This window comes from Mesorhizobium sp. CNPSo 4689 (assembly GCF_057784325.1).
In genome coordinates this window covers 43,233-62,046 of record NZ_JBWLUZ010000029.1, presented here as the reverse complement: position 1 = coordinate 62,046, position 18,814 = coordinate 43,233, and the positions used below count along the sequence as shown (strand labels likewise).

The 18,814-nt window shown below is 60.2% G+C and carries 23 protein-coding genes; 8 read left to right on the top strand and 15 right to left on the bottom strand.

Annotation, left to right across the window (positions count from 1 at the left end; all coding sequences use genetic code 11):
• The coding region (locus AC04SI_RS26465; protein ID WP_488475205.1) for a hypothetical protein at positions 1-206 on the bottom strand (206 nt) is incomplete at its 3' end.
• Positions 207-308: 102 nt separating this feature from the next.
• On the opposite strand from AC04SI_RS26465, the gene AC04SI_RS26460 reads away from it, so the two are divergent.
• Positions 309-473, top strand: coding sequence for a hypothetical protein (locus AC04SI_RS26460; protein WP_488475204.1), 165 nt, complete (start codon positions 309-311; stop codon positions 471-473).
• Positions 474-863: 390 nt separating this feature from the next.
• Here AC04SI_RS26460 and AC04SI_RS26455 read toward each other — a convergent pair whose 3' ends face one another.
• Complete coding sequence (locus AC04SI_RS26455) at positions 864-1,232, bottom strand: hypothetical protein (protein WP_488475203.1); 369 nt, start codon at positions 1,230-1,232, stop codon at positions 864-866.
• A gap of 446 nt (positions 1,233-1,678) precedes the next feature.
• Here AC04SI_RS26455 and gloA2 point away from each other — a divergent pair, with 446 nt between their 5' ends.
• From gloA2 to AC04SI_RS26440, 3 genes are all read left to right on the top strand, one after another.
• Positions 1,679-2,065 (top strand): SMU1112c/YaeR family gloxylase I-like metalloprotein, encoded by a 387-nt coding sequence (gene gloA2, locus AC04SI_RS26450; protein WP_488475202.1) that lies wholly within the window; start codon positions 1,679-1,681, stop codon positions 2,063-2,065.
• Between the two features lie 338 nt (positions 2,066-2,403).
• Positions 2,404-2,634 carry a hypothetical protein gene (locus AC04SI_RS26445; RefSeq protein ID WP_488475201.1) on the top strand — a complete coding sequence of 77 codons (231 nt, stop codon included), beginning with the start codon at positions 2,404-2,406 and terminating at the stop codon, positions 2,632-2,634.
• A complete protein-coding gene (locus AC04SI_RS26440; protein WP_203279856.1) occupies positions 2,631-2,903 on the top strand; it encodes a hypothetical protein in 273 nt (90 codons plus the stop codon). Before AC04SI_RS26445 ends, AC04SI_RS26440 begins: the two co-directional genes overlap by 4 nt.
• 112 nt (positions 2,904-3,015) lie before the next feature.
• Here the strand turns inward: AC04SI_RS26440 and AC04SI_RS26435 are convergent, their stop codons facing one another.
• The 3 genes from AC04SI_RS26435 to AC04SI_RS26425 all read right to left on the bottom strand — a co-directional run bounded on the left by AC04SI_RS26435 (position 3,016) and on the right by AC04SI_RS26425 (position 5,951).
• Positions 3,016-4,116 carry a L,D-transpeptidase family protein gene (locus tag AC04SI_RS26435; protein WP_488475200.1) on the bottom strand — a complete coding sequence of 367 codons (1,101 nt, stop codon included), beginning with the start codon at positions 4,114-4,116 and terminating at the stop codon, positions 3,016-3,018.
• Between the two features lie 171 nt (positions 4,117-4,287).
• The gene (locus AC04SI_RS26430; protein WP_404281572.1) at positions 4,288-4,989 is read right to left on the bottom strand and encodes a GGDEF domain-containing protein; all 702 of its coding nucleotides are present in this window, start codon (positions 4,987-4,989) and stop codon (positions 4,288-4,290) included.
• 248 nt (positions 4,990-5,237) lie between these two features.
• On the bottom strand, positions 5,238-5,951 hold the full coding sequence (locus AC04SI_RS26425; RefSeq protein WP_488475199.1) for a thermonuclease family protein: 714 nt from the start codon (positions 5,949-5,951) through the stop codon (positions 5,238-5,240).
• 191 nt (positions 5,952-6,142) lie between these two features.
• On the opposite strand from AC04SI_RS26425, the gene AC04SI_RS26420 reads away from it, so the two are divergent.
• Entirely contained in the window at positions 6,143-6,679 is a 537-nt protein-coding gene (locus AC04SI_RS26420; RefSeq protein ID WP_488475198.1) for a hypothetical protein, read from the top strand.
• A gap of 27 nt (positions 6,680-6,706) precedes the next feature.
• Here AC04SI_RS26420 and AC04SI_RS26415 read toward each other — a convergent pair whose 3' ends face one another.
• The 10 genes from AC04SI_RS26415 to AC04SI_RS26370 form a co-directional block, all read right to left on the bottom strand.
• The gene (locus tag AC04SI_RS26415; protein ID WP_488475197.1) at positions 6,707-7,276 is read right to left on the bottom strand and encodes a hypothetical protein; all 570 of its coding nucleotides are present in this window, start codon (positions 7,274-7,276) and stop codon (positions 6,707-6,709) included.
• 2 nt (positions 7,277-7,278) lie between these two features.
• A complete protein-coding gene (locus AC04SI_RS26410) occupies positions 7,279-7,863 on the bottom strand; it encodes a L,D-transpeptidase (protein WP_488475196.1) in 585 nt (194 codons plus the stop codon).
• Positions 7,850-9,013: a CpaE/TadZ family protein gene (locus AC04SI_RS26405; RefSeq protein ID WP_488475195.1), complete on the bottom strand. Its 1,164-nt coding sequence runs from the start codon at positions 9,011-9,013 to the stop codon at positions 7,850-7,852. The genes AC04SI_RS26410 and AC04SI_RS26405 overlap by 14 nt, the downstream gene beginning before the upstream one ends.
• Positions 9,010-9,657 carry a TadE/TadG family type IV pilus assembly protein gene (locus AC04SI_RS26400; RefSeq protein ID WP_488475194.1) on the bottom strand — a complete coding sequence of 216 codons (648 nt, stop codon included), beginning with the start codon at positions 9,655-9,657 and terminating at the stop codon, positions 9,010-9,012. The genes AC04SI_RS26405 and AC04SI_RS26400 overlap by 4 nt, the downstream gene beginning before the upstream one ends.
• 2 nt (positions 9,658-9,659) lie before the next feature.
• Entirely contained in the window at positions 9,660-10,169 is a 510-nt protein-coding gene (locus tag AC04SI_RS26395; RefSeq protein ID WP_488475193.1) for a TadE/TadG family type IV pilus assembly protein, read from the bottom strand.
• 5 nt (positions 10,170-10,174) lie between these two features.
• Positions 10,175-11,716 carry a pilus assembly protein TadG-related protein gene (locus AC04SI_RS26390; RefSeq protein ID WP_488475192.1) on the bottom strand — a complete coding sequence of 514 codons (1,542 nt, stop codon included), beginning with the start codon at positions 11,714-11,716 and terminating at the stop codon, positions 10,175-10,177.
• Positions 11,717-11,830: 114 nt separating this feature from the next.
• The gene (locus AC04SI_RS26385) at positions 11,831-12,115 is read right to left on the bottom strand and encodes a hypothetical protein (RefSeq protein ID WP_488475191.1); all 285 of its coding nucleotides are present in this window, start codon (positions 12,113-12,115) and stop codon (positions 11,831-11,833) included.
• Positions 12,102-13,547 (bottom strand): type II and III secretion system protein family protein, encoded by a 1,446-nt coding sequence (locus tag AC04SI_RS26380; RefSeq protein ID WP_488475190.1) that lies wholly within the window; start codon positions 13,545-13,547, stop codon positions 12,102-12,104. The genes AC04SI_RS26385 and AC04SI_RS26380 overlap by 14 nt, the downstream gene beginning before the upstream one ends.
• 56 nt (positions 13,548-13,603) lie before the next feature.
• The gene (gene cpaB / locus AC04SI_RS26375; RefSeq protein ID WP_488475189.1) at positions 13,604-14,644 is read right to left on the bottom strand and encodes a Flp pilus assembly protein CpaB; all 1,041 of its coding nucleotides are present in this window, start codon (positions 14,642-14,644) and stop codon (positions 13,604-13,606) included.
• Between the two features lie 91 nt (positions 14,645-14,735).
• The gene (locus AC04SI_RS26370; protein ID WP_488475188.1) at positions 14,736-14,954 is read right to left on the bottom strand and encodes a Flp family type IVb pilin; all 219 of its coding nucleotides are present in this window, start codon (positions 14,952-14,954) and stop codon (positions 14,736-14,738) included.
• A gap of 518 nt (positions 14,955-15,472) precedes the next feature.
• On the opposite strand from AC04SI_RS26370, the gene AC04SI_RS26365 reads away from it, so the two are divergent.
• Genes AC04SI_RS26365 through AC04SI_RS26355 form a run of 3 tightly spaced genes read left to right on the top strand, consistent with a single transcriptional unit; the run spans position 15,473 to position 18,799 of the window.
• Complete coding sequence (locus AC04SI_RS26365) at positions 15,473-16,858, top strand: TadA family conjugal transfer-associated ATPase (protein ID WP_488475187.1); 1,386 nt, start codon at positions 15,473-15,475, stop codon at positions 16,856-16,858.
• A complete protein-coding gene (locus AC04SI_RS26360; RefSeq protein WP_488475186.1) occupies positions 16,859-17,830 on the top strand; it encodes a type II secretion system F family protein in 972 nt (323 codons plus the stop codon).
• A gap of 18 nt (positions 17,831-17,848) precedes the next feature.
• Complete coding sequence (locus tag AC04SI_RS26355; RefSeq protein WP_488475185.1) at positions 17,849-18,799, top strand: type II secretion system F family protein; 951 nt, start codon at positions 17,849-17,851, stop codon at positions 18,797-18,799.
• Positions 18,800-18,814: the final 15 nt, after the last annotated feature.

Here is an 18,814-nt window from a genome sequence, read left to right as displayed (position 1 = left end):
AAATTGACGGTGGCAACCAGATAGCCTGCCTCATCGTAAACCTTGATAATCGAGCCCGATTGATCAGCGCCGGTCGAGGATCCTGCCGACAGGGCGGCATGGGCCATTTCGATTGCTCTCGGGCTGGCCAGGTCGGCGCTGGAAAGCTCCTGCTCCAATGTCGTGGTCTTGCCGAACTCTACGATCTCAAAGCGGAAATTGGGCATGGTGCACCTCCTGCTTCCAAGCAATGTCCAAGACGGCAGAGCGTTCCAAAGGAACGCTCTAACCTCCAGCCCGTTAGTCTCCAACAACGAGGAGATTCATACATGGCTACCAAACAAGGCAAGAAGGACAACCGCCTCTCTGACAAGGAGGCAATGCATTTAGCGGAAATCACAGACGTTTCGCCTCAGCAGGCTAAGGATCTTGCTGAAAAGCAGGGCAAGGCCAAAGCCGAGAAGGAAGCCAAGAACTTCAAGGCGGAGGGCTGACGTGGCGACAAGGATCGACACAGATCGAGACGCTAGAGCCAAACGGGTAGCCCAAGAGATAATCGACTTGGAGCGCAAGGCGCGCGAAGCTAAGACGGCCCGATTGCGCGAGGCGCGGATAGCTCAGGAAGCCGCAAATCCGCAACCTGCGGGGGAGCCGGATGCGAAACCCAAAGCGCCAAGGCCACCTGTGAATAGGAAGCCTCGCACAAGTGTCTGACACGGGCATTGGCCCCGCAATCCCCAACCACGGCTAACCGACGGCTTTTCAACCTTGCGCCGATGATCAGCGGAGGTGCGCCTCGCCACGCGCTGCGCCAAGGGGCCAACGATCCACCGGAGGGCGGGTTGTGGCGCGTTCACGGCGCAGGACGACAATCTGCGCCGGTTCTATCCTTCCTTAAGTTCAACACTGACCTGGCCGTCCGCCGCCACCGTGCAGGCGATGGTCGCCGAGCGCGGCTCGACGCCACCTTTGCGCAGGTAGTCGATCGCGACGAACAGCGTTGCAATCCGCACGCCGCCAGCGCGTCGGCGCACCGGCTCGGTCAGGCTGGTCTCGACGGCAACCGGATTGTATTGCGCGGCCCATTCTGCGATTGCCGAGTTGCAGCGGTTGACGGTCGACCGGTCGGCCAGCGAAATACCGTGGCTGACCGGCATCACCAGTTGCCGTTCGTCCAATTGCGGTAAGTCGGCCGCGGAGGCCAGACCGGGGAGAAAAAGCATGGCGGCGGTGAGCATCCTGATAGTGTGCATGGCTTGCGGTCTCCTTCCCTAGAGCGCGACAGGGCATTCTCGCTCGTCCGCCTATCAAGATTTCAGGACTCGTTTGTTGATTGCACCTTGCCGCGAACCATTCGGCCGATGAGGCATTGGTTAGCGAAATTCGCCGGCACGTTCACGATCAGCATCAACTACGGCCCAGGCTTCGGTCGGCTCCTGCACGACCATCAATTTCATATTAGATACTACTAATGGAGCAATTCGCAAGGAGTAGCCGTTCCGTCGGATGATGCTTTGTGCTGCCGTCGCCAGACTCGGCGCAGGGACCGACCGCAGCTGCTCTTGGTAATGCGCTATTCGATGCAGCCGGGGTGAGGTTCCGCCGCATCCCGTTCTCACCGAAGCGGATCCTCGCGGGCTTAAAGCGTGACTTGTGATCGCTCTGTTTGATTTGTCCGCGCTCACATGAGGCCAATTCGATGTTTCTGGGAATCCATCACGTCGCAATCATCTGCAGTGCCTACGAGGTCTCCAAGCAGTTCTACACGAACAACCTCGATTTCGTGGTTGTCGACGAAAATTGGCGCGCCGAAAGGCAATCTTGGAAGTGCGACCTGCGCCATGGACCTGTGCAGATCGAGTTGTTCAGTTTTCCAGCACCACCGAGCCGGCCCACCAGGCCCGAGGCATGCGGATTGCGACACTTAGCATTCTCGGTCGACTCGGTTGAGGCGACCGCCCGGTTACTTCGGGCGCGAGGCGTCGAAGTTGAGCCTATCCGAATCGATCCCCACACAGGACGTTCGTTTACTTTCATTGCGGACCCTGACGGACTCCCCATTGAGCTCTACGAGGATGGCGCCTGATAGTCGGAGATTACGACGAAAAAGAACGGCGAACCGGCCAAGCAGGTTCAAGGCTCATTCAGATACGCTAACACTTCACCCTCGGCGTTCCGAACGGCACGCCTGCCCCGAGGTCGGTGCTCCTATGTGCGGCGTCAAGATTGCGTTCGACAGTGCCGCGAGGCGCGCGGGGGACTTGCGGTTCCATCTCAAATACACAGAGCACCCAGCCAGGACCCTTAGGCGCAACTCAGCCGGTTCCAGCAGGTCTTCAGCAATTTCCGACGCGGAGCGGCGGCACTCACCGCGCGGCGGAACAGCGGCCCTTCTCGCGAGTTATTCCATTAGGAGTGACTAATATGAGATTCGTGGTCGTGCAGGAGCCGACCGACACTTGGGCCGTAATTGACACCATCGTGGACGTGCCGGCGGATTTCGCTAACCAATGCCTCATCGGTTTGACGCGCGATGGCGCTGAATGGTTCGCGGCAAGATGCAATCAAAAAATGTCGCGAAGCGTTCTGCGCAATCAGGACACGCCGCGACGCGTTGTGGATATTCCTGAAACCGTTCGTCGACAGGCCACATGATGACCGAAGAAGCGCTGGCAGCTGTTTTGGCAGTGAGGAACAAGGAAGCCCAGATCCTGGGTGTGTTCGATAGCACCAATAAAACCGATGCCACTCTTGACGTCCGCCGTCTGGGCGAGGCCGTCCAGTTTGTCGCCAATGCTCCGATCTTGGGCTACGATGTCCGTGCCGCAATGGTCGTATATGGCGACCTGGGGACTCCAACTCTTCGAGCCAGAGATTGCGAGCAGCTGTGGGCCAAATACGGAAAGGCCCTGCTCGCGTGTTAATGAGATCAGATCTTGGACGGGTTACCACCTGCCAAATGACCTTGTCGGCTGCCGGAATGTGCGCGCTGCAAACACGCGAGCGACAAACTTGCCAGGCATTCCGCGTATTGGGCTACTGAGGCCGCTCGTCGCCTGCGTTCGCCATTTCGTCCTTGAAGCTAACTTTTGTGTTTTTCTGCACCATGGAAGCGAGGTCCTCGGCATCCCAGTTGGTCAGCCTGATGCAGCCATGGGAGAAGGTCGTGCCGATCTTGCCAGGTTCGGGCGTGCCGTGAATTCCGTAGCTTTCGATGGAAAGGTCGATCCAGATCGATCCCACAGGATTGTTCGGCCCGGCGGCAATGGTGAAGGGCCGCTTGGACTTGACCCCCTTGAAAGCGAAGTCGGGATCGTAGTGATAGGTCGGGTTATGCACCACGCGTTTGATCTCCGCCTCGCCATTCGGCGCCGGCTTCTCGTCGCTGCCGATGGAAGCCGGGAAGACTGCGAGCCATTTTCCCGAGGGATCAAGCACGCGCACCAGGCGTGCGCCCTTGTCGACCTCGACGCCGGCAACGGCAGTAGGAGGATCGCCCCGACCAACATCCGGCACAAGCAACTTCGTGCCGACCTTCTTGAAGCGGGTGCCCGGATTGAGCCGTCTGAGCAATTGTTCGCTGACATGGAAGCGTTCCGCCAGCTTCTCCATCGCGTTGTGATAGCCGAGCCGCGGCAGGCGGGCCATCCTCTCCAGGCGCGCCGGAATACGCTTGGTAAAAGGTCCGCGCACATCTTTGCGCGTCAGCTCATAGGTGACCAGGACCGGGCTGCCGGAGGTTGCCATCAGCTTGTCCCAGGTCTCCAGAGTAAGCTTGCCATCGGATGGGAAACCGTTCGCCGCCTGAAAGGCCCGGACCGCTTTGGTGAAGTTCTCTGAAACGCGCCCGTCGATCAGGCCCGGCGAGAAGCGGGCGCGATCCAAAAGGATCTCTGCCTTCAGGAGGGCCGGGCTGAAGCCTTTCGGTTCTCCGGCGGCGAATTGGGCCTGATTGACGGTGGCTAGGTCCAGCTTGGCCGCCTCGGTCCCGGCGGAGGCGAGGACGAGCGCCGCGGCGATGAACAGAACGAGCCTAATCATCGATGTGACTCCATGGGAACCTGCTTCTATGACGCGGCAGGGCCCTATCTGGTTCCGTCCCTGGCAGCTGCAGGACAGAACCCACCAGGCGGGCATTCCCGATCCCAGGGCCGACTGAAATACGAGGGTTGTCTATCAGTTCATTTTTATGAACGTCACAATGTTGCAAAACATCACGTAAGATATTGAAATTATTGAATTCGACTAGAGTTCAATCCTCTCTCGCAGCACCAGTCTCTCATCGATCGTTCGACCAGATCTGCCGTTTCAGCTGCGGTCGTCGCCTATATGCGACAATTCCAGTCCGTCCCGGGATTGCGACAAACGCTCTTCCGCCGACCGGAACATGTCCTCGAAGGCGAGTTCGTGCTCGAACACGACACCGCCGACGCTGATCGCCAGCACAGCCTCCGCGCCCTTCGGCGCGAAATATACCTGTGCGACTCGCGCCCGGATGCGTTCGCCGATTTCCTTCGCATCCTGTTCGGTCGCGCCGGGCAGAAAGACGCCGAACATCGACGTGCCGATGCGACCGACCAGATCTTCCTTGCGCACCGACGATTGTATGGTCGAGGCGATGAGCCGCAGGGCTTCGTCACCCCATTCCAGGCCGAAGCGAAGATTGAGCGACCTGAGATGCTCCGGATGGATCACCAGGAAGGCGCCGGAACGCGGGCCGGTCTGCGCTGGCCTCGATGCCCGTCTTTCGACCAGCGACGTGAAGACAGGCCCGTTCAGGCAGCCGGTCAGCCTGTCATAGGTCGCCGAACGGTTGAGCTCCTGCCGGTAGCGGCGAAGCTCGATCTGCTTCCAGCCGATCACCAGGAAAAGCGGCAGGCCGATCGCCAGCGGCAGAATCGCTGCCGTGATCATGCTGCGCGCGAACGGCGTCAGCCCCTCGCTGAACAGAAGCAGATAGTTGAGGCCAAGCGAAAGGCCAAGACAGCCGGCGGTCCCCAGTAGGGTCAACCAAGCGACTTCTTTCCACGCATGGGCAGCGCTGGTCGTCATTGTTCTCGTCACCGGCCAATCTCCTGTCGGATGCGCTTGCATAAGGCCTGTGTGTTGCAATTTCGGTTTCGAGGAACCGTACAATTTGATGAATGGGCCAAATGACGTCCCTGCTCGAGCCAAAACATCAAACCGCGGTTACTCCGGGGGAAAGCTGCGCCGCAACGGTTAACAAAAGAAATATCCGGGGCTTCGCGGCCGGCCGACTATTGCGGCGGTCCGAATATGCCCATGCCGGCAGTCCTGGCCGTCGCCTCTGCCTTGCTGTAGATGCCGCCGGGCGCCGCCATGGCCCAGCCATTGGCCACCAGCCAGGCGCCGACATCCTGCTTGCCGAGCTTGCAGGGCGCGGCAATGGCGAAACGGTCGGTCTCCGGCGGCACGAAGCATTTCAGCGCCCGCCCGCGCAGCCAGGCATTGAAGGCCGCGCGGGCTCGCTGACCGCAAGGCCAGGCCGCCTCGCCAAACGAACAGCTTTGGTCCGGATCGACGCCGAGCGTGCCGCTAATGGCCACCGTCCTGCCCATCGCCTCGAAAGCGGCCGAGGAGGTGGCGATCGGACGGTAGAGCAGGGTCTCCCGCCAGTCGTCCGGCATCGGCGTTTCCGGCCATGACGCCAGACCGAGTTCGCCAAGCGGCAGGCGCGGCTCGATCCGCTCGATTGCCGATACTTCGAGCGGCGGCGGTGCAATGAGGTCCTGTGCGATCTTGCGTGCCGGCTGTTGTGGTCCTGTCTCCAGAGGAGATGCAACTGCTGCGATCGGCTGCTCGCCGTCGACAGCCTGTGCCGGCGCAAGATTGGGCCGGTCGACCGCGAGCAAGGCACCCGCCCAGATGATCAGTAAGGCCCCGGCCAGCAGCCCGACGGCCCCGAACGCGATCGCCAGGCTGGGCCTTTGCGCCGGACCCGCGCCGCTCATCGCCCTGCTCGCTTGGCTTCCCGCCGAAGCCGATATCGCCTGGGAAAACGGCATCGATCCTTCGCTGAACCCGTCCGCGCCGGCGATCCTCGCCGTCGGTGCAAGCATATCACAGGCTTTGGGGACCTGCCGCCGTTAAGCCTTGTGCAATCAATGCCGCCTATTCTGCGCCTCGGATCGTCGAGGATGATATGAAGCGCAAACCGGTACTGCTCTTTGCCTTCCCAGCCCTCATGCTGCTCATTCTGGCGGCGGAGCGAACGGCGACGTTCCTGCTTGGAACCTATCCGTCCAGTCCCGCAATGTGGCGGATCTGGCTTGAACTGCGTCCATTGGCAACGATGTTCTGGCAGCAGGTCGATCTCTATCTGGGTGGCTCGATCGTGCTTGACGCCGCCATGCTGGCCACCGCGTCCATTCTCTGCTGGATGGCCTGCCGGGCGAGGGGATCGGCCGCCTTCTTCCTGGCCAACCATGTCGCCCTGCTTTTCGCCGGCCTGATGATCGCCGTCAGCAGTCATTCGGAAACGGCGAGCACGATTGCCTCATTCACGGCGCCGAGAGGCCTTCAGTTCTCGCTGATGGTCGACTTCACCCTGAAGAACAGCCTGGTGCTGGCTCTCGGCGCTGCCGCATGCGCCTATTGCCATATCGCCTTCCTTAGCGAAGCCAGGGAGCGCACCGAAGCACGCGCGATCCGCATCCTGGCGCTGCAGCGAGATCTTTAGCGCTCTGCGCCAACCAGGCCGAGTGATCTAATTAATCTTCCGATAATAGACCTTGCCGTCCGCCTGCTGGATGCGCTGATAGGCGGGGTTCGGTGGCGGGGCAACAGCCGGGGTCCGCTTTCTCGGCGGGCGCGGCATCTCGATCGCATCCGGCTCCGCCATGTTTTCGGCAACGGCAGGGGCTTCCTCCGCCGTGCTTGTCGTGACCACCGTCGACTCGGGCGCGCTCGACATGCTCTCGTCGCTAGCGGCAACGGGCGGGTTCTGCTCAAGCCGGGCAACGTTGCGGTCGATTTCGTTGAAATCCGATTGCAACTGGCTGTCCAGTTTTTCGAACCGGCTCTGGAAGCCGTTGTTGATCGTATCGAGGCGGGCACCGATGCGCTGCTCGAACTGGCCGAGCTGCTCTAGCCGGGCTTCGACGACGCGCAAATCGTTCATGCCGCGGTAGAGATAGACCGCGGCCGTCAGGTTCACCAGCGTGACCAAAGCTGCACCCGCGACAACGACACCGATGGTGCCTTTGCGGCTTGGCTTGCCGGCGACGACTTCCTGCGCGCCGAGTTCGATGGCCGGCATGTCCGGGTCGCTGATCATAGTCATTCCACCACCACCTTTGCGCCCACCGCGACGCGCTTGAAGAGATCGATCACATCGGTGTTGGTAAGGCGAAAACAGCCCGATGTTCCGTCGAAGCCGACCCCTTTGGGATCGTTGGTGCCATGGATGCGGTAGAGCGTGTCGCGCCCGTCCCGGGAGAGGTAAAGGGCGCGAGCGCCAAGCGGATTATAGGGACCGGCCGGCACCATGGCCGGCAGCTCCGGCTGGCGGGCGCGCATTTCCTTGGGCGGCCGCCATTCGGGCCATTCCGTCTTGGCGCCGACCTTGACGGTTCCGGTCCAGCCGAAGCCGTCGCGGCCGACGCTGATCTGGTAGCGCAATGCCTGCCCCTGGCTGGTCACCAGGTAGAGCGCCTTCTCGTCCTTGCGGATGATGATCGTGCCGGCCTGCTCGCTGGTAGCGAAGGCGACCGTCTTGCGCAGGCTGGGGCCCATGGCCGGCAGCGGCGGGCGGTCCAGCAGCGCGGACCGGGCCTCGGCGAGATCGCAGGCCGACGCCAGTGCCAGGCCCATCATGCAGGCGCCGGTGAGCCCTTGCGCGAAGCGGCGGTTAGCGAGCGGCATCGTCCAGCCGTTCCTTGAACATCCGCTTCAGATCCTTGTTGAAGCGCGCCCGCCCGTCCACCTCCAAAGGCAGGATGGCACGGTTCAAGGCATCGGTCAAAAGCGCGTTGTCGAGCGCGACCGACTTGATGTGCGGCGCCTTGAAGATCTTTTCCAGTTCGCTGCGCGAGAAGTGGTTTCCGAACCATTTGCGCTTGTGCTTGTTGGCGACCAGCGTGATGCTGACCTTGTTGCCGCGCAATTCCCGGATCTTCTTGTAGAGCCGCTTGCCCTGGCGCAGCGAGGCGACGTTGAGCTCGAAGACGATGAAGATCTCGTCGCTCGTCGACAGCACCGAATTGTGCCAGGGCGTCTCGATGTTCGGCAGGTCGATGACGATGTCGTCGAACCGGTAGGCGACGAGGTCGAGCAGCCGGAACACGAAATCCGCGCCCTGCGGCTCGAACGGCAGTTGCGGCCGCTCGAAGGAATAGAGCGTCAGGCCGGACGGGCGCGACAGCTTGATGACGTCCATCAGCTCGACATCGAGCCTTTCCGGCATGCCGATGATGCCGGCGAGGTCAAACTGGTTGAACTGGTTGAGATAGGCGCCGCAATTGGCGCTCTGGAAATCGAGATCGACCAGGCAGGTCGAAGCCGCGCGCTCGGACGATTTCGATGCCAGGAATTCCGCCGCCGACAAAGCCAGCGTGGTGGCGCCGGCGCCGCCGCTGGCGCCGATGAAGGTGATGATGCGGCTCTTGGTTCCCTGGTTGCCGGTGTCGTGGAAGGTGACGGCGTTGAGCAGTTCCTTGGCGTCGAGCGGCTTGTGCAGCCAGTCGGATGCGTTCATGCGCACCAGCGCCCGCGTCTGCTCCGACGTCAGTTCGTCGGACACCGCGATCAGCGGCACGGTTGCCCATTTGGCGCGCGCCTCGACGATGCCCGGCTGGCCGAGCAGTTCGCCATGGCCAAAGTCGAGGATGACGATGCCGGGGCGCGTGTCGGCGGGCGGCCCCTTGAGGAAGTCGTCCGTATCGGAAATCCTGACATCGTAGATCGCCAGCGCCTCGAGCCGTGTGGCGACATCGCGCTTGAAATTTGGATCGGACGAGAACAGGGCGACCTGTTTGCGTTTTGTCGGAAGGACCTTGGTGTTGATTGCATTCATGACGCGGTACTCTTCAAATCTTCGCCCGTGACCGTACTCAGCATGGAGGGCATTGTGAGGTTTCCGTATCCGAGCAGCCCGCCCAGAAAGAAGAACTGGTAGGTCATGCCCTGCAGGCTGACGCTGATCGTCGGCACCGGTCCGCCCAGGCGGGTCTGGTAGCCGAGGCCGGTGGCCACGTAGGTGACGACGACATTGTTTCGACGCAGGCCAGGGAAGAAGTGACACATGCCAGGCCGCGTGGTGGGGCGCTGGGCTGCGGTGATTGTCGGACAGGTGTCGTCGTTGGTGACAGCCGTGTCTCCCCGGAATATGCGGCTGAAATTGTTGGCGTTGAATGTGCCGCCATTGCTGCAAGATCCGGTGGTGCCGGCGTAAGTGCAAACGAAAGGTCCATAGATGCCGGCAACGACCGGCGCGCCTGGCGTCGTTGTCGGTGCGGCTGTCGCAAGCGCGTCAGCAACGGGATCGGAAATGGACGCCAGCCGGGCGCCGACCTGCACGGCCTTGGTCGCCGCGTTCCATTGGTAGAAGGCATAGCCGAAATCGATGAAGCCGAGAGTCAAGCTGAGGAGCAGCGTCAACGCGATGGCCATTTCCACCATCGTCGTTCCGTCTTCCGATGTCACGAACCGCTTCAGCATGATCAAAACCGGATCAACCGCTCCTGATGACTGGCGTTGAGCGTGATCGGGCCGATGCCGAGCAGCGACAGCATGCCCACGCCGTTGTAAGTGAGGGTACCCGACGCCGTCACGACGCAGACTTGGGATGTCGTCGAGAGGTAGAGAACGACCCCGTTGACGTCGACCGTGTTGTAGCAAGTGGAAGTGTTGATGGTCACGTTTAAACCAGGAACGCGCTCAGTGCCCGTGTCAGCTACATTGCCGCGTTCGGCAATGTTTTCTGCAACGACGGCACAGTTAATTGTCAGGTTGGCTTGAGTGTAGATTTGGCTGTTGCAACGCGCGGCGAAACGCGCTCCATCGTCAAGGCCGGCTTCCATCAACAGCTTGTCATGGATGAGATTGCCGAACTCGAAAACGCCCGCCGACAAGAGCAGCATCAGCGGCGCAACCAACGCCATCTCGAGAAGCACGGTGCCGCGCTGGTCGAGGCAGAAGCGTTTGAAACAGCGGGACAACATTCTCGACATCGCCGTCACCGATAGAGCTGGGCTTCGTCGCGCAGGAAATTGTCGAGTGTACCCTGTCCCCCACGCCCGGTGATATCGACCAACTCGACCATGACAGACGCGTCATCAGACGGAGAAGATACCGGCTCGGTGAGGAAGAAACTGCCGAACGCCTCGACCGGCAGATTGGTGCTGTGGCCGGAAAGGTCATTTGTCTGCTCTAGCGCGTTGCAATTGAGGATCGCGCCATAGATCAGGCGCCGATCAACCGTTGTGACTGGTGGTTGGCATGAATTCGGCGGCGTTCCAACCTCGCCTCCGATCGAAGCAGTGCCGACAAGGCCAGCTGATATTTCGTACTTGTAGACCTGGTAACGCGTCGGGGTGGTCGTATTCCACGAAGATGGATACGTCGCGTTGCCAAAGTTCACCTGCCAGTAATTCCCGGTGCCGAGCAGCAAATAGTCGCCATCGCCCATTCGTCCGTTCATCCATGGCGTGGTTTGGTCGCGCGGAAGACCCTTGTTGCCGGCGCCGTTGAACGTCAACTGATTGTATTGGGGACATTGGCTTCCGCCGCCACCACCACCGCCGTTGCCGCCATTGCCGTTTCCGTTGCCATTCCCGTTACCGCCTCCAGATGAAGCACCCTTTCTGACATTGACGGCAGGACCATATTCAGGGCTGTTGAAATGACTGCCGCCTGCTCTGATGCCGAAGCGGACATTGAACGCATCCTGGACCGGGCCAGCATTCTGGCCTGTCTTGGTGGTGACCCCTTCAGCGGAGTAGCAACCAATGGGTCGCGATGTGGCGATTGTCTGCGCAAGTGCCTGCGCACCGTTGCCGACACCTTCCGGCGGTTCGAGAAAACCAAAGTTGCCCGGACCGGCTGCTGCCCCGTTGCCAACCTTGCGGAGTTCGATGAGGCGACGGTGTAGGGCAGGGTTTGAGACGGCCTGCTCAAGTGTGTATCCGCCTGCATTGTTCGTTCCGTTCGCGTCCAATTCATACGGGTTGCAGATGAAGACGGGAGTGAAATCACAGACGCCACTTGTGAAGCCTGCAACAGCGACGGCTCCGACAGGAAAGCTGTTGTCGGCCGTATTTCCTGAAAGGAAAGATACAGGGAAAATGGACGTGAAGCCTTGGGGCTGCGACGTTACCTGGATGAAGCGTGTCACGCTTGGCGAGACCGCATAGTTGGCTGATGTGATCGGGCTAGAGTCGTTTGCCGGTATGCTGGAGAGGAAACACCACGAGATCTGCCCTTTCGACCGGCACGCGGAATAGGTCGGGTCCACAGTGGCGGTTCCGTTGCCGGTGGACAGCGCTACGGTGCCTCCATTCGAGAACCTTGTGCTGTTTGAAACGAGACTGGTTAGGGCGTTCTCGGCGCGCGTCCATGCGTCGGATCGGCCGTTCAGTTCGGCAGCGCCGGCAAGTGCCAGTGCGTCGGTGCCTTTCTGCAGATCATTGTGAAGATTGTTGACCCGGCTCATGTCGATCGTCAGCAGCGAGAAGCCGATGATCGCCGGCAGCATGATGCTGACGAGGATAAGCGCCATACCCCTCTGATCGTGCCAGAACGCGCGAATAGTTCGCAACATGGCTTTACTCTTAGCTCCCCTGGCGCCAGGACCCCTCGTTTGCCTGGCACATGCAAAACCGCATCCTTCTGTTCAATTCGTGGTGTTGCCTACGTTGACTGTGATGCTCGGCGCTGGTGGTGGCGGAGGCGGAATCTTGTACCTCTGGGCGACACCGGCGGCGCGCGCACCGTCGCCATCGATGGTGGTGTTCTTCGAGTTCGGATTGAGCGGGTCGACCGTCTGCAGCAGTGAATTGAACTTCTGCGCATCGCCGGCAGCCAATGTCACCGTGTCGTAGTTGTTCAGATAGTCGGCGGCGCAGCCCGTCAGCGCGCCGGCGCTCAAGAGGAGGATCAGGACGCTATTTCTTGACATAGAGCATCTTGTCCTTCGATTTGAGGTCCAGCATGTGGCCATAGGGGCCGGTGACGCCTTCGCCGAGTTCATATTTGCGGATCATGTCCTTGTTCACCTCGAGCTGCCCGAGGATGAAGAACTCCGGATCGTTGGCCGGCCGCGTCTTGTCGAACGGTGTCGCCAGCTGCTCGCCGGGCTTCACCGGCCGCACGATATGCGGCGTGACGACGACGACCAGTTCGGTCTCTTCCTTCTGGTTGCTCGAATTCCGGAACAGCGTGCCAATAACGGGCACCTGGCCGAGCCAGGGCACCTGTCTCTGAAGCTTGGTGGTCTTGCTGGACAGAAGTCCGCCAACGGCGAAACTCTGGCCATCGCGCAGTTCGACGACGGTCGACAGCTTGCGGTTGGTGAAGATCGGGTCGCCGGCATTGGTGAAGCTGGTTAGATCGCTCACCTCAGGCGCCAGTTTCATATGGATCTTGTTGTCCTCCATCACCACAGGCGTGAACAGCAGATTGACGCCGAACTGCTTGAATTCGACCTGGACCTCGCCATCAGCGCCGATGCTGCGGATTGGGATTTCGCCGCCGGCGTTGAAGCTGGCCTGCTCGCCTGAAAGCGTTGTCAGATTGGGTTCGGCCAGCGTGCGCACCACGCCCTTGGCCTCAAGTGCCTCGATGATCAGATCGACCTTGATGTTGCTGTCGATGACGCGGGTGATCAGCGCGGCAAACGGATTGGTGTTCGACAGCAGGCCGGTGAGCAGGTCTCCCGGTCCCAGCACTATATTGTCTTCGTCGACGGTGGCGATGCCAGTTCCGGTGCGGGATGTGCCGCTGCCATTAGTGCTCCTGATCGACACGCCGAGGTCGCGGCCGGCATTGCGCTTGGCTTCGAGAATACGCACTTCCAGATTCACTTGCTGGCTGTCGTCGACGATCACGGAGTTGATGATGGCGTCGGGGCCATATTGCTGCGCCACCTCCATGATCGACGCCAGCGTCGCGCCGTCCTTGACGTGGCCGGCAAGCCGGACCTTGCCGTTGATCGAACCGATCTCGATGCGCGATTTGGGCGCCACCTGGCGGATCGCCTGCGCCATGTCGCTGACATCGACGCCGACCTCGACCTGGATCACGCCGAGCGAACGCTTGTCCTCGGAAAACAGGTTGACGGTGGTGGTGCCGGCGCTCTTGCCGATGACATAGAGCGTCTTGTCGGTCATCGGCTGGGCGTCGGCGATCTTCTCGTCGCCGACAACGATGTCGCCCAGCGTCGCGTTGACCTGGATCGTCACCGATTGCGACGTGGGGATGAAGACACGGTGGACGGTGGGGTTCGACACGTCGATGTTGCGGTCTGCAGCATGAGCCGCCATGCCCAGCGGCCCTAGCGCTGCAAAACAAGCGAGAGCGGCCACCGCCAGTCGTCCCCAGAACGCACGCATCTACGCTACCCCCCTTGCCGGCTGATTCGGACTCCGCCTATCCTAATATGCCGGTATTACTTTTGTCGCGGCACATCATAGGTTTCGAGTTTTATACCTCGAAAGACACCGACTGTCGCCCGCGCCGGTGGTTCCGGCTGCACATATTTGACCACTTCCTTTACAACTTCCTTTACCTGCGGCGCAGATGCCACAGCTGGGGCCGGCTTGACCTTGCTCAGATCGTCGAGCTTGCTTCCGACCCGATCCACGGCCTGCGTCAGGCCGGCCAACTTATCGTCGGCGCGTTTGCGCTCGGCTGCCGCCTCGGCTTCGGCTGCTGCCTGCTTGTCAAGCTCGGCCTGCCTTTTGGCGACATCGTCGGGCGTGTCGCCGGTAAGATCGGAAAGAGTTACGCGCTCGTTCGTTTCGCCCTTGCTGGCCGCCGCCTGGCGAAGCGCCAGCGAAAGCTGGCCCGCACCGGCGGCCAATGTCAGCTTCTGCGCATCCTTGGTGCTGACTTCGAGCGTCACCGACTTCACCACCGTCGGGCTGTCCTTGCTCTCATCGGCAACCTGGTCGATGGCGAGCACCTTTATGCTCTGCAATAGCACGTCGACAAAACTCTTGTCCGTGCCGGTGTTGTCGCGTGCATTTCGCGTTAGCAGCACATCGACCCGATCGCCGGGAAAGACAAATCCGGCGACGCCAAGCACGTCATTGACCCTTATGGAAACGGCTTTCATGCCTTCGCTCAGCACTGCCGATAGCGTGGCGCGCTGGCCTGGGCCGGTGATCTTGCTGGCGAGAACCGGCTCGTTGGCGCCGATCGTTTGCAGTGCCTGCTTCGTGCCTTCGCCGGCGAGCACTTCTTTTGTCGTCTTGAAAGCGCCGGTTGGTACTGCACCCGCCGGCCATGCGATCTCACGCAATTTGTCGGCCGACAACGTGTCGCCGAACTTCAGTGCCACCGCTGCCACCACAACTGTGTCGCGCTGGGCGCCGTTAGCCTCCGCCATCGCGCTGCGTTGGCCAGCCAGCCAGATGTTTACAAGTACGACCGCCAGAACGCCGAAGACGCCGGCGAGGATGATCATGATCAAAGTATTGGCGCGCATCGACCCAACCCCAAGCCCATTGTGCATTAGCATCGCCCGCCCTGGGCGACAGGTCCGGGCATCGCTGCCCGGACCTGAGATAGTTCAGATATTAGCTTCCGGTGCCTGCTGCCGCGTTACAGGTGCCGATACCGCTGCCGTTGAGCGCAGTGCACAGGCCTGTGAATCGGCCCGTAACCCAGCCGCCGATCGCGATAACCGTCAGGACGACGGCGACTGCGATGATGCCAAGAAGAATAGAATATTCGACCATGGCAGCGCCGTTATCGTCGTCGCGGAACTGCCGGGCCATCGTCATGAGCTTGTTCATGCCAATTTCTCCCTTTGGAGGTTTGAACCCGACGAGACAGAGCTAAGGATGAACCCCATACCCAGCATCCCCCGTCGACTTGATCTAAGTCCCACAAAAAAGCGATGTCAAATGGGATTAACAGTTCCTTAACCTTCGAATACCTGATCGGAAACCAGTTCAATTTCGACAAGGGATTGATTCGATTTGTTTTTCAAGCGTCCTTAACCATTCGTTCATAAATTCGCCCCACCTGTGGCGGAAGCACCATCATATTAGGGTATGTGCATAGTCCTTTATATGTAAGGGTTTACCGAGGTTCCGTGGCGACACATTCGCACGTTGCAGGGCGAAACGTTTCGTGAGGTTGGAGATGAGGTGTGCCCCTGCATACACAGTCTCAAAATAAAACGATTTTTTAGGGTCTCGTCTTAACTATGTTGTAAGTATTCGACCACCACAGTCGGGCTCGGCGCTTGTGCCTTGCGTGGTTAACGCTTAGTTTCTGACCTTGGGGATTCCAAGGGGACCAGGGCGATATGTTAGGCCGCTTCATCAAGGGACCGAATGAGCCGCGGGCATTGCAGCCAGCGCCGGCTGTTGTGGCGGCAAATGGAGCGGCAAATGGCCCGGCGGTCGAAGCCGAGCCGCAAGGCAACGATTTCCTGACGCTCAAGGTCGAGCTTCACCGCCACCTCATCGATCGCTTCAACCTGACCGCTCTTGAAAGCGCGTCCAAGGACGTGATTCTCAACGAGATCCGACCGATCGTGCGAGAGTTCGTTCGCGCTCGCGCCGTGCCGTTGAATGCGCGAGAACTCGACCAGCTGACCAGCGACACGGCCGACGAGATGCTCGGGCTGGGACCGATCGAACCGCTGCTCAAGGATGATTCTATCGCCGACATTTTGATCAACACCCACAACCGCGTCTTTATAGAGCGCCGCGGCGTGATCGAGGAAACCGCGATCCGTTTCCGCGACGAGGCGCACCTGCTGCGTATCATAAACAAGATCGTCTCGGCCATCGGCAGGCGCGTCGATGAATCCGCGCCTATGGTCGATGCCCGACTGGCAGACGGTTCGCGCGTCAACATCGCGGTGCGGCCCATCTCGGTCGACGGCCCGCTGGTGTCGATCCGCAAATTCTCCAAGCATCCTTATTCGCTCGAGCGCCTGATAGCATTTAACTCGATCCGCCCCCACATGGTCGATTTGTTGCGGATCGCCGTGCAGGCGCGCAAGTCGATCCTGGTTTCGGGTGGTACCGGCAGCGGCAAGACGACCTTGCTCAATGCACTGTCGAGCTACATTCCGTCCGCCGAGCGACTGATCACCATCGAGGATGCGGCGGAGCTGCAACTACAGCAGCCGCATGTCGGCCGGCTGGAGACGCGCCCGCCCAATGTCGAGGGCAAGGGCGAGGTTCGTCAGCGCGAACTGGTCAAGAATGCACTGCGCATGCGTCCCGACCGCATCATCGTCGGCGAGGTTCGCGGCGAGGAGGCCTTCGACATGCTGCAGGCCATGAACACCGGCCATGAAGGCTCGATGACCACCATCCATGCCAACACGCCGCGCGACGCACTATCGCGCCTGGAGCAGATGGTCGGCATGGCCGGCATGCCGATGACCCACGAATCCATCCGGGCGCAGATTGCGTCGGCCATCGACATCATCGTGCAGACGCAACGCCTCTCGGACGGCGGCAGGCGGGTCATCTCCATATCGGAACTGACCGGCATGGAGGGCAATGTCGTCCAGCTCCAGGAACTTTACCACTTCGTTCGCCGCGAAGTAACGCCGGAAGGCAAGATCATCGGTGATTTTCGCGCCACCGGCGTGCGCCCCCGCTTTGCCCAGGAAGCCATGACGCTCGGACATCAGTTCGCCCAGGACGCTTTCAACCCGCAGGTCCCACTCTAGATGCCGACCGGTCAGACACTGCTCTATTTCATCTATGTGTTGGCGGCCGCGTCGGTCATCCTCGCCGCTGAATCGCTCTATTTGTCCTATGCCGGCCGGCGCGTCAGAATTGGCACTGTAAATCGGCGCCTTAAGCGCCTGGCAGAGGAGGCACCCGCCGAGCAGACCCTGCAGGGTCTGTTGCGCGAGCGTGGATTGACAGATACGGGCGACTTTGTTTTTCGCGCCATTGGGTTGAACCGGCTCTACACGCAATCCGGCATCACTGGCAGTCCGCTGGCTTTCGCATCGATGTTCCTGCTTGCCGGGTTAGTGCTAGCTATGATCTTGCATTTGCTCTTCGGGTTTTCCGCTATCGCAGCGCTGATCATTTTTCTGCTGGTGGGCTTTGGGTTGCCGCTTCTTGTCCTTCGCCGTGCCCGCAGCAAGCGAATCCAGAAATTCGCCAGGCAACTTCCCGATGCACTCGACATGATCGTGCGTTCGCTGCGCGCCGGACATCCGGCTTCCGTGGCAATAAGCCTTGTCGCTCGTGAAATGCCTGATCCGCTCGGCACCGAATTCGGCATCGTCGCGGACGAAATCACTTTCGGCCTCAGCGTTGAAACTGCTGTGAAGAAACTTTCCCAGCGCGTCGGCTTCGAAGGCCTCCATCTGCTTTCGGTGTCGCTCTCGATCCAGTCCAAGACCGGTGGTAACCTTACGGAGATCCTTGCCAATCTCTCATCAGTGCTCCGCGAGCGCCAAAAGCTGCGATTGAAGATCAAGGCCCTTTCAGCCGAGGGTCGAATCTCGGCTTGGGTTATCTCCCTGTTCCCGGTTGTGATGTTCTTCATTCTACAGATCGCTGCTCCGTCCTACTACGGGACCGTCTGGAACAATCCAATCATCCTCCCCGCCTTCTTGATTTTCGGATCGTGGGCGCTGTTGGGCGACTTTATCATGTACCGAATGGTCAATTTCGATTTCTGACCGGAGCGAAGCATCAGCGTGTTCTCAAACCCTCAGGATATAGGTTTCCTTGTTACTATCGCCGTCTTCCTGGCTGCGGTTGCGCTGTTCCTGTTCGGTGCTCTTGTCCTCCTGCCGGCACTGCAGACTCGAAAGCTGGTCGCAAAAAGCCTCATGGCCGAGGGAATTGCCGACCGTCGTTCGCTCGCTGGTCAGGAGCAACTCGCCAAGATCGCTGCACAGAAGCCGATTGACGCCTATTTCCGCACAGTTGAGAAGGAGCGTGACGAACCAAATACGCTTGAAGCCAAACTGTTTCGTGCCGGCTTTTACCAGTCAGGTGCGCCCCTTATCTACACCCTGTCGCGCATGGCCGCCGTCGGCATTGGCTTTCTGGCTGCCTACGCGCTCCTTTCCCGGGTGCTGCCTCCGGAGTTACCCGGCTTCATTGCATTCACCGGCGCCGCCTTGTTCGGACTTGGATGTCTTGTTGTTCCGAGCATTGCGCTTGATCGGTTCGAGAAGGCGCAGATGCAGACCTATCGTCGCGGCTTTCCGGATTTCATGGATATGATGATCACCTGCGCCGACGCCGGCATGAGTCTGGAGGCGGCGGTCGAGCGCGTCAGTCAGGAATTGGGCGGGACCCACAAATGGCTTGGCATCCAGCTTTCGATCATGAACCTGCAATTACGTGCCGGAAAGCCGTTGCGCGAGGCGCTGCGCAGTCTGTCGGACCGCATTGGTCTCGATGAGGCGCGGGCTCTGGCAGTGTTGTTCAGGCAGTCGGAAGAACTCGGCACCAGTCTCACGGAGGCCTTGCGCGTCTATAGCGACGAAATGCGCAGCCAGAGAATTCTTAGCGCCGAGGAGCGTGCCAATGCGTTGCCGGTCAAAATGATGATTCCATTGGGGCTGTGCATTTTTCCGGTTGTCCTGATGATTCTCATGCTACCGGTAATCATCCGAATGAGGGGCATTTTCTTCTAGTTATTCAAATGCTTT

Bases quoted from the DNA above. Each gene is read 5' to 3' on its own strand.
- AC04SI_RS26380 (WP_488475190.1), bottom strand. From the start codon at position 13,547: ATGCGTGCGTTCTGGGGACGACTGGCGGTGGCCGCTCTCGCTTGTTTT.
- AC04SI_RS26405 (WP_488475195.1), bottom strand. From the start codon at position 9,013: ATGAATGCAATCAACACCAAGGTCCTTCCGACAAAACGCAAACAGGTC.
- AC04SI_RS26415 (WP_488475197.1), bottom strand. From the start codon at position 7,276: ATGATCAGCGACCCGGACATGCCGGCCATCGAACTCGGCGCGCAGGAA.
- AC04SI_RS26440 (WP_203279856.1), top strand. From the start codon at position 2,631: ATGATGACCGAAGAAGCGCTGGCAGCTGTTTTGGCAGTGAGGAACAAG.
- AC04SI_RS26400 (WP_488475194.1), bottom strand. From the start codon at position 9,657: ATGCTGAAGCGGTTCGTGACATCGGAAGACGGAACGACGATGGTGGAA.
- AC04SI_RS26410 (WP_488475196.1), bottom strand. From the start codon at position 7,863: ATGCCGCTCGCTAACCGCCGCTTCGCGCAAGGGCTCACCGGCGCCTGC.
- AC04SI_RS26360 (WP_488475186.1), top strand. From the start codon at position 16,859: ATGCCGACCGGTCAGACACTGCTCTATTTCATCTATGTGTTGGCGGCC.
- AC04SI_RS26425 (WP_488475199.1), bottom strand. From the start codon at position 5,951: ATGAGCGGCGCGGGTCCGGCGCAAAGGCCCAGCCTGGCGATCGCGTTC.
- AC04SI_RS26455 (WP_488475203.1), bottom strand. From the start codon at position 1,232: ATGCACACTATCAGGATGCTCACCGCCGCCATGCTTTTTCTCCCCGGT.
- AC04SI_RS26385 (WP_488475191.1), bottom strand. From the start codon at position 12,115: ATGTCAAGAAATAGCGTCCTGATCCTCCTCTTGAGCGCCGGCGCGCTG.
- AC04SI_RS26420 (WP_488475198.1), top strand. From the start codon at position 6,143: ATGAAGCGCAAACCGGTACTGCTCTTTGCCTTCCCAGCCCTCATGCTG.
- AC04SI_RS26365 (WP_488475187.1), top strand. From the start codon at position 15,473: ATGTTAGGCCGCTTCATCAAGGGACCGAATGAGCCGCGGGCATTGCAG.
- gloA2 (WP_488475202.1), top strand. From the start codon at position 1,679: ATGTTTCTGGGAATCCATCACGTCGCAATCATCTGCAGTGCCTACGAG.
- AC04SI_RS26395 (WP_488475193.1), bottom strand. From the start codon at position 10,169: ATGTCGAGAATGTTGTCCCGCTGTTTCAAACGCTTCTGCCTCGACCAG.
- cpaB (WP_488475189.1), bottom strand. From the start codon at position 14,644: ATGCGCGCCAATACTTTGATCATGATCATCCTCGCCGGCGTCTTCGGC.
- AC04SI_RS26435 (WP_488475200.1), bottom strand. From the start codon at position 4,116: ATGCCCGCCTGGTGGGTTCTGTCCTGCAGCTGCCAGGGACGGAACCAG.
- AC04SI_RS26370 (WP_488475188.1), bottom strand. From the start codon at position 14,954: ATGAACAAGCTCATGACGATGGCCCGGCAGTTCCGCGACGACGATAAC.
- AC04SI_RS26390 (WP_488475192.1), bottom strand. From the start codon at position 11,716: ATGGCGCTTATCCTCGTCAGCATCATGCTGCCGGCGATCATCGGCTTC.
- AC04SI_RS26460 (WP_488475204.1), top strand. From the start codon at position 309: ATGGCTACCAAACAAGGCAAGAAGGACAACCGCCTCTCTGACAAGGAG.
- AC04SI_RS26445 (WP_488475201.1), top strand. From the start codon at position 2,404: ATGAGATTCGTGGTCGTGCAGGAGCCGACCGACACTTGGGCCGTAATT.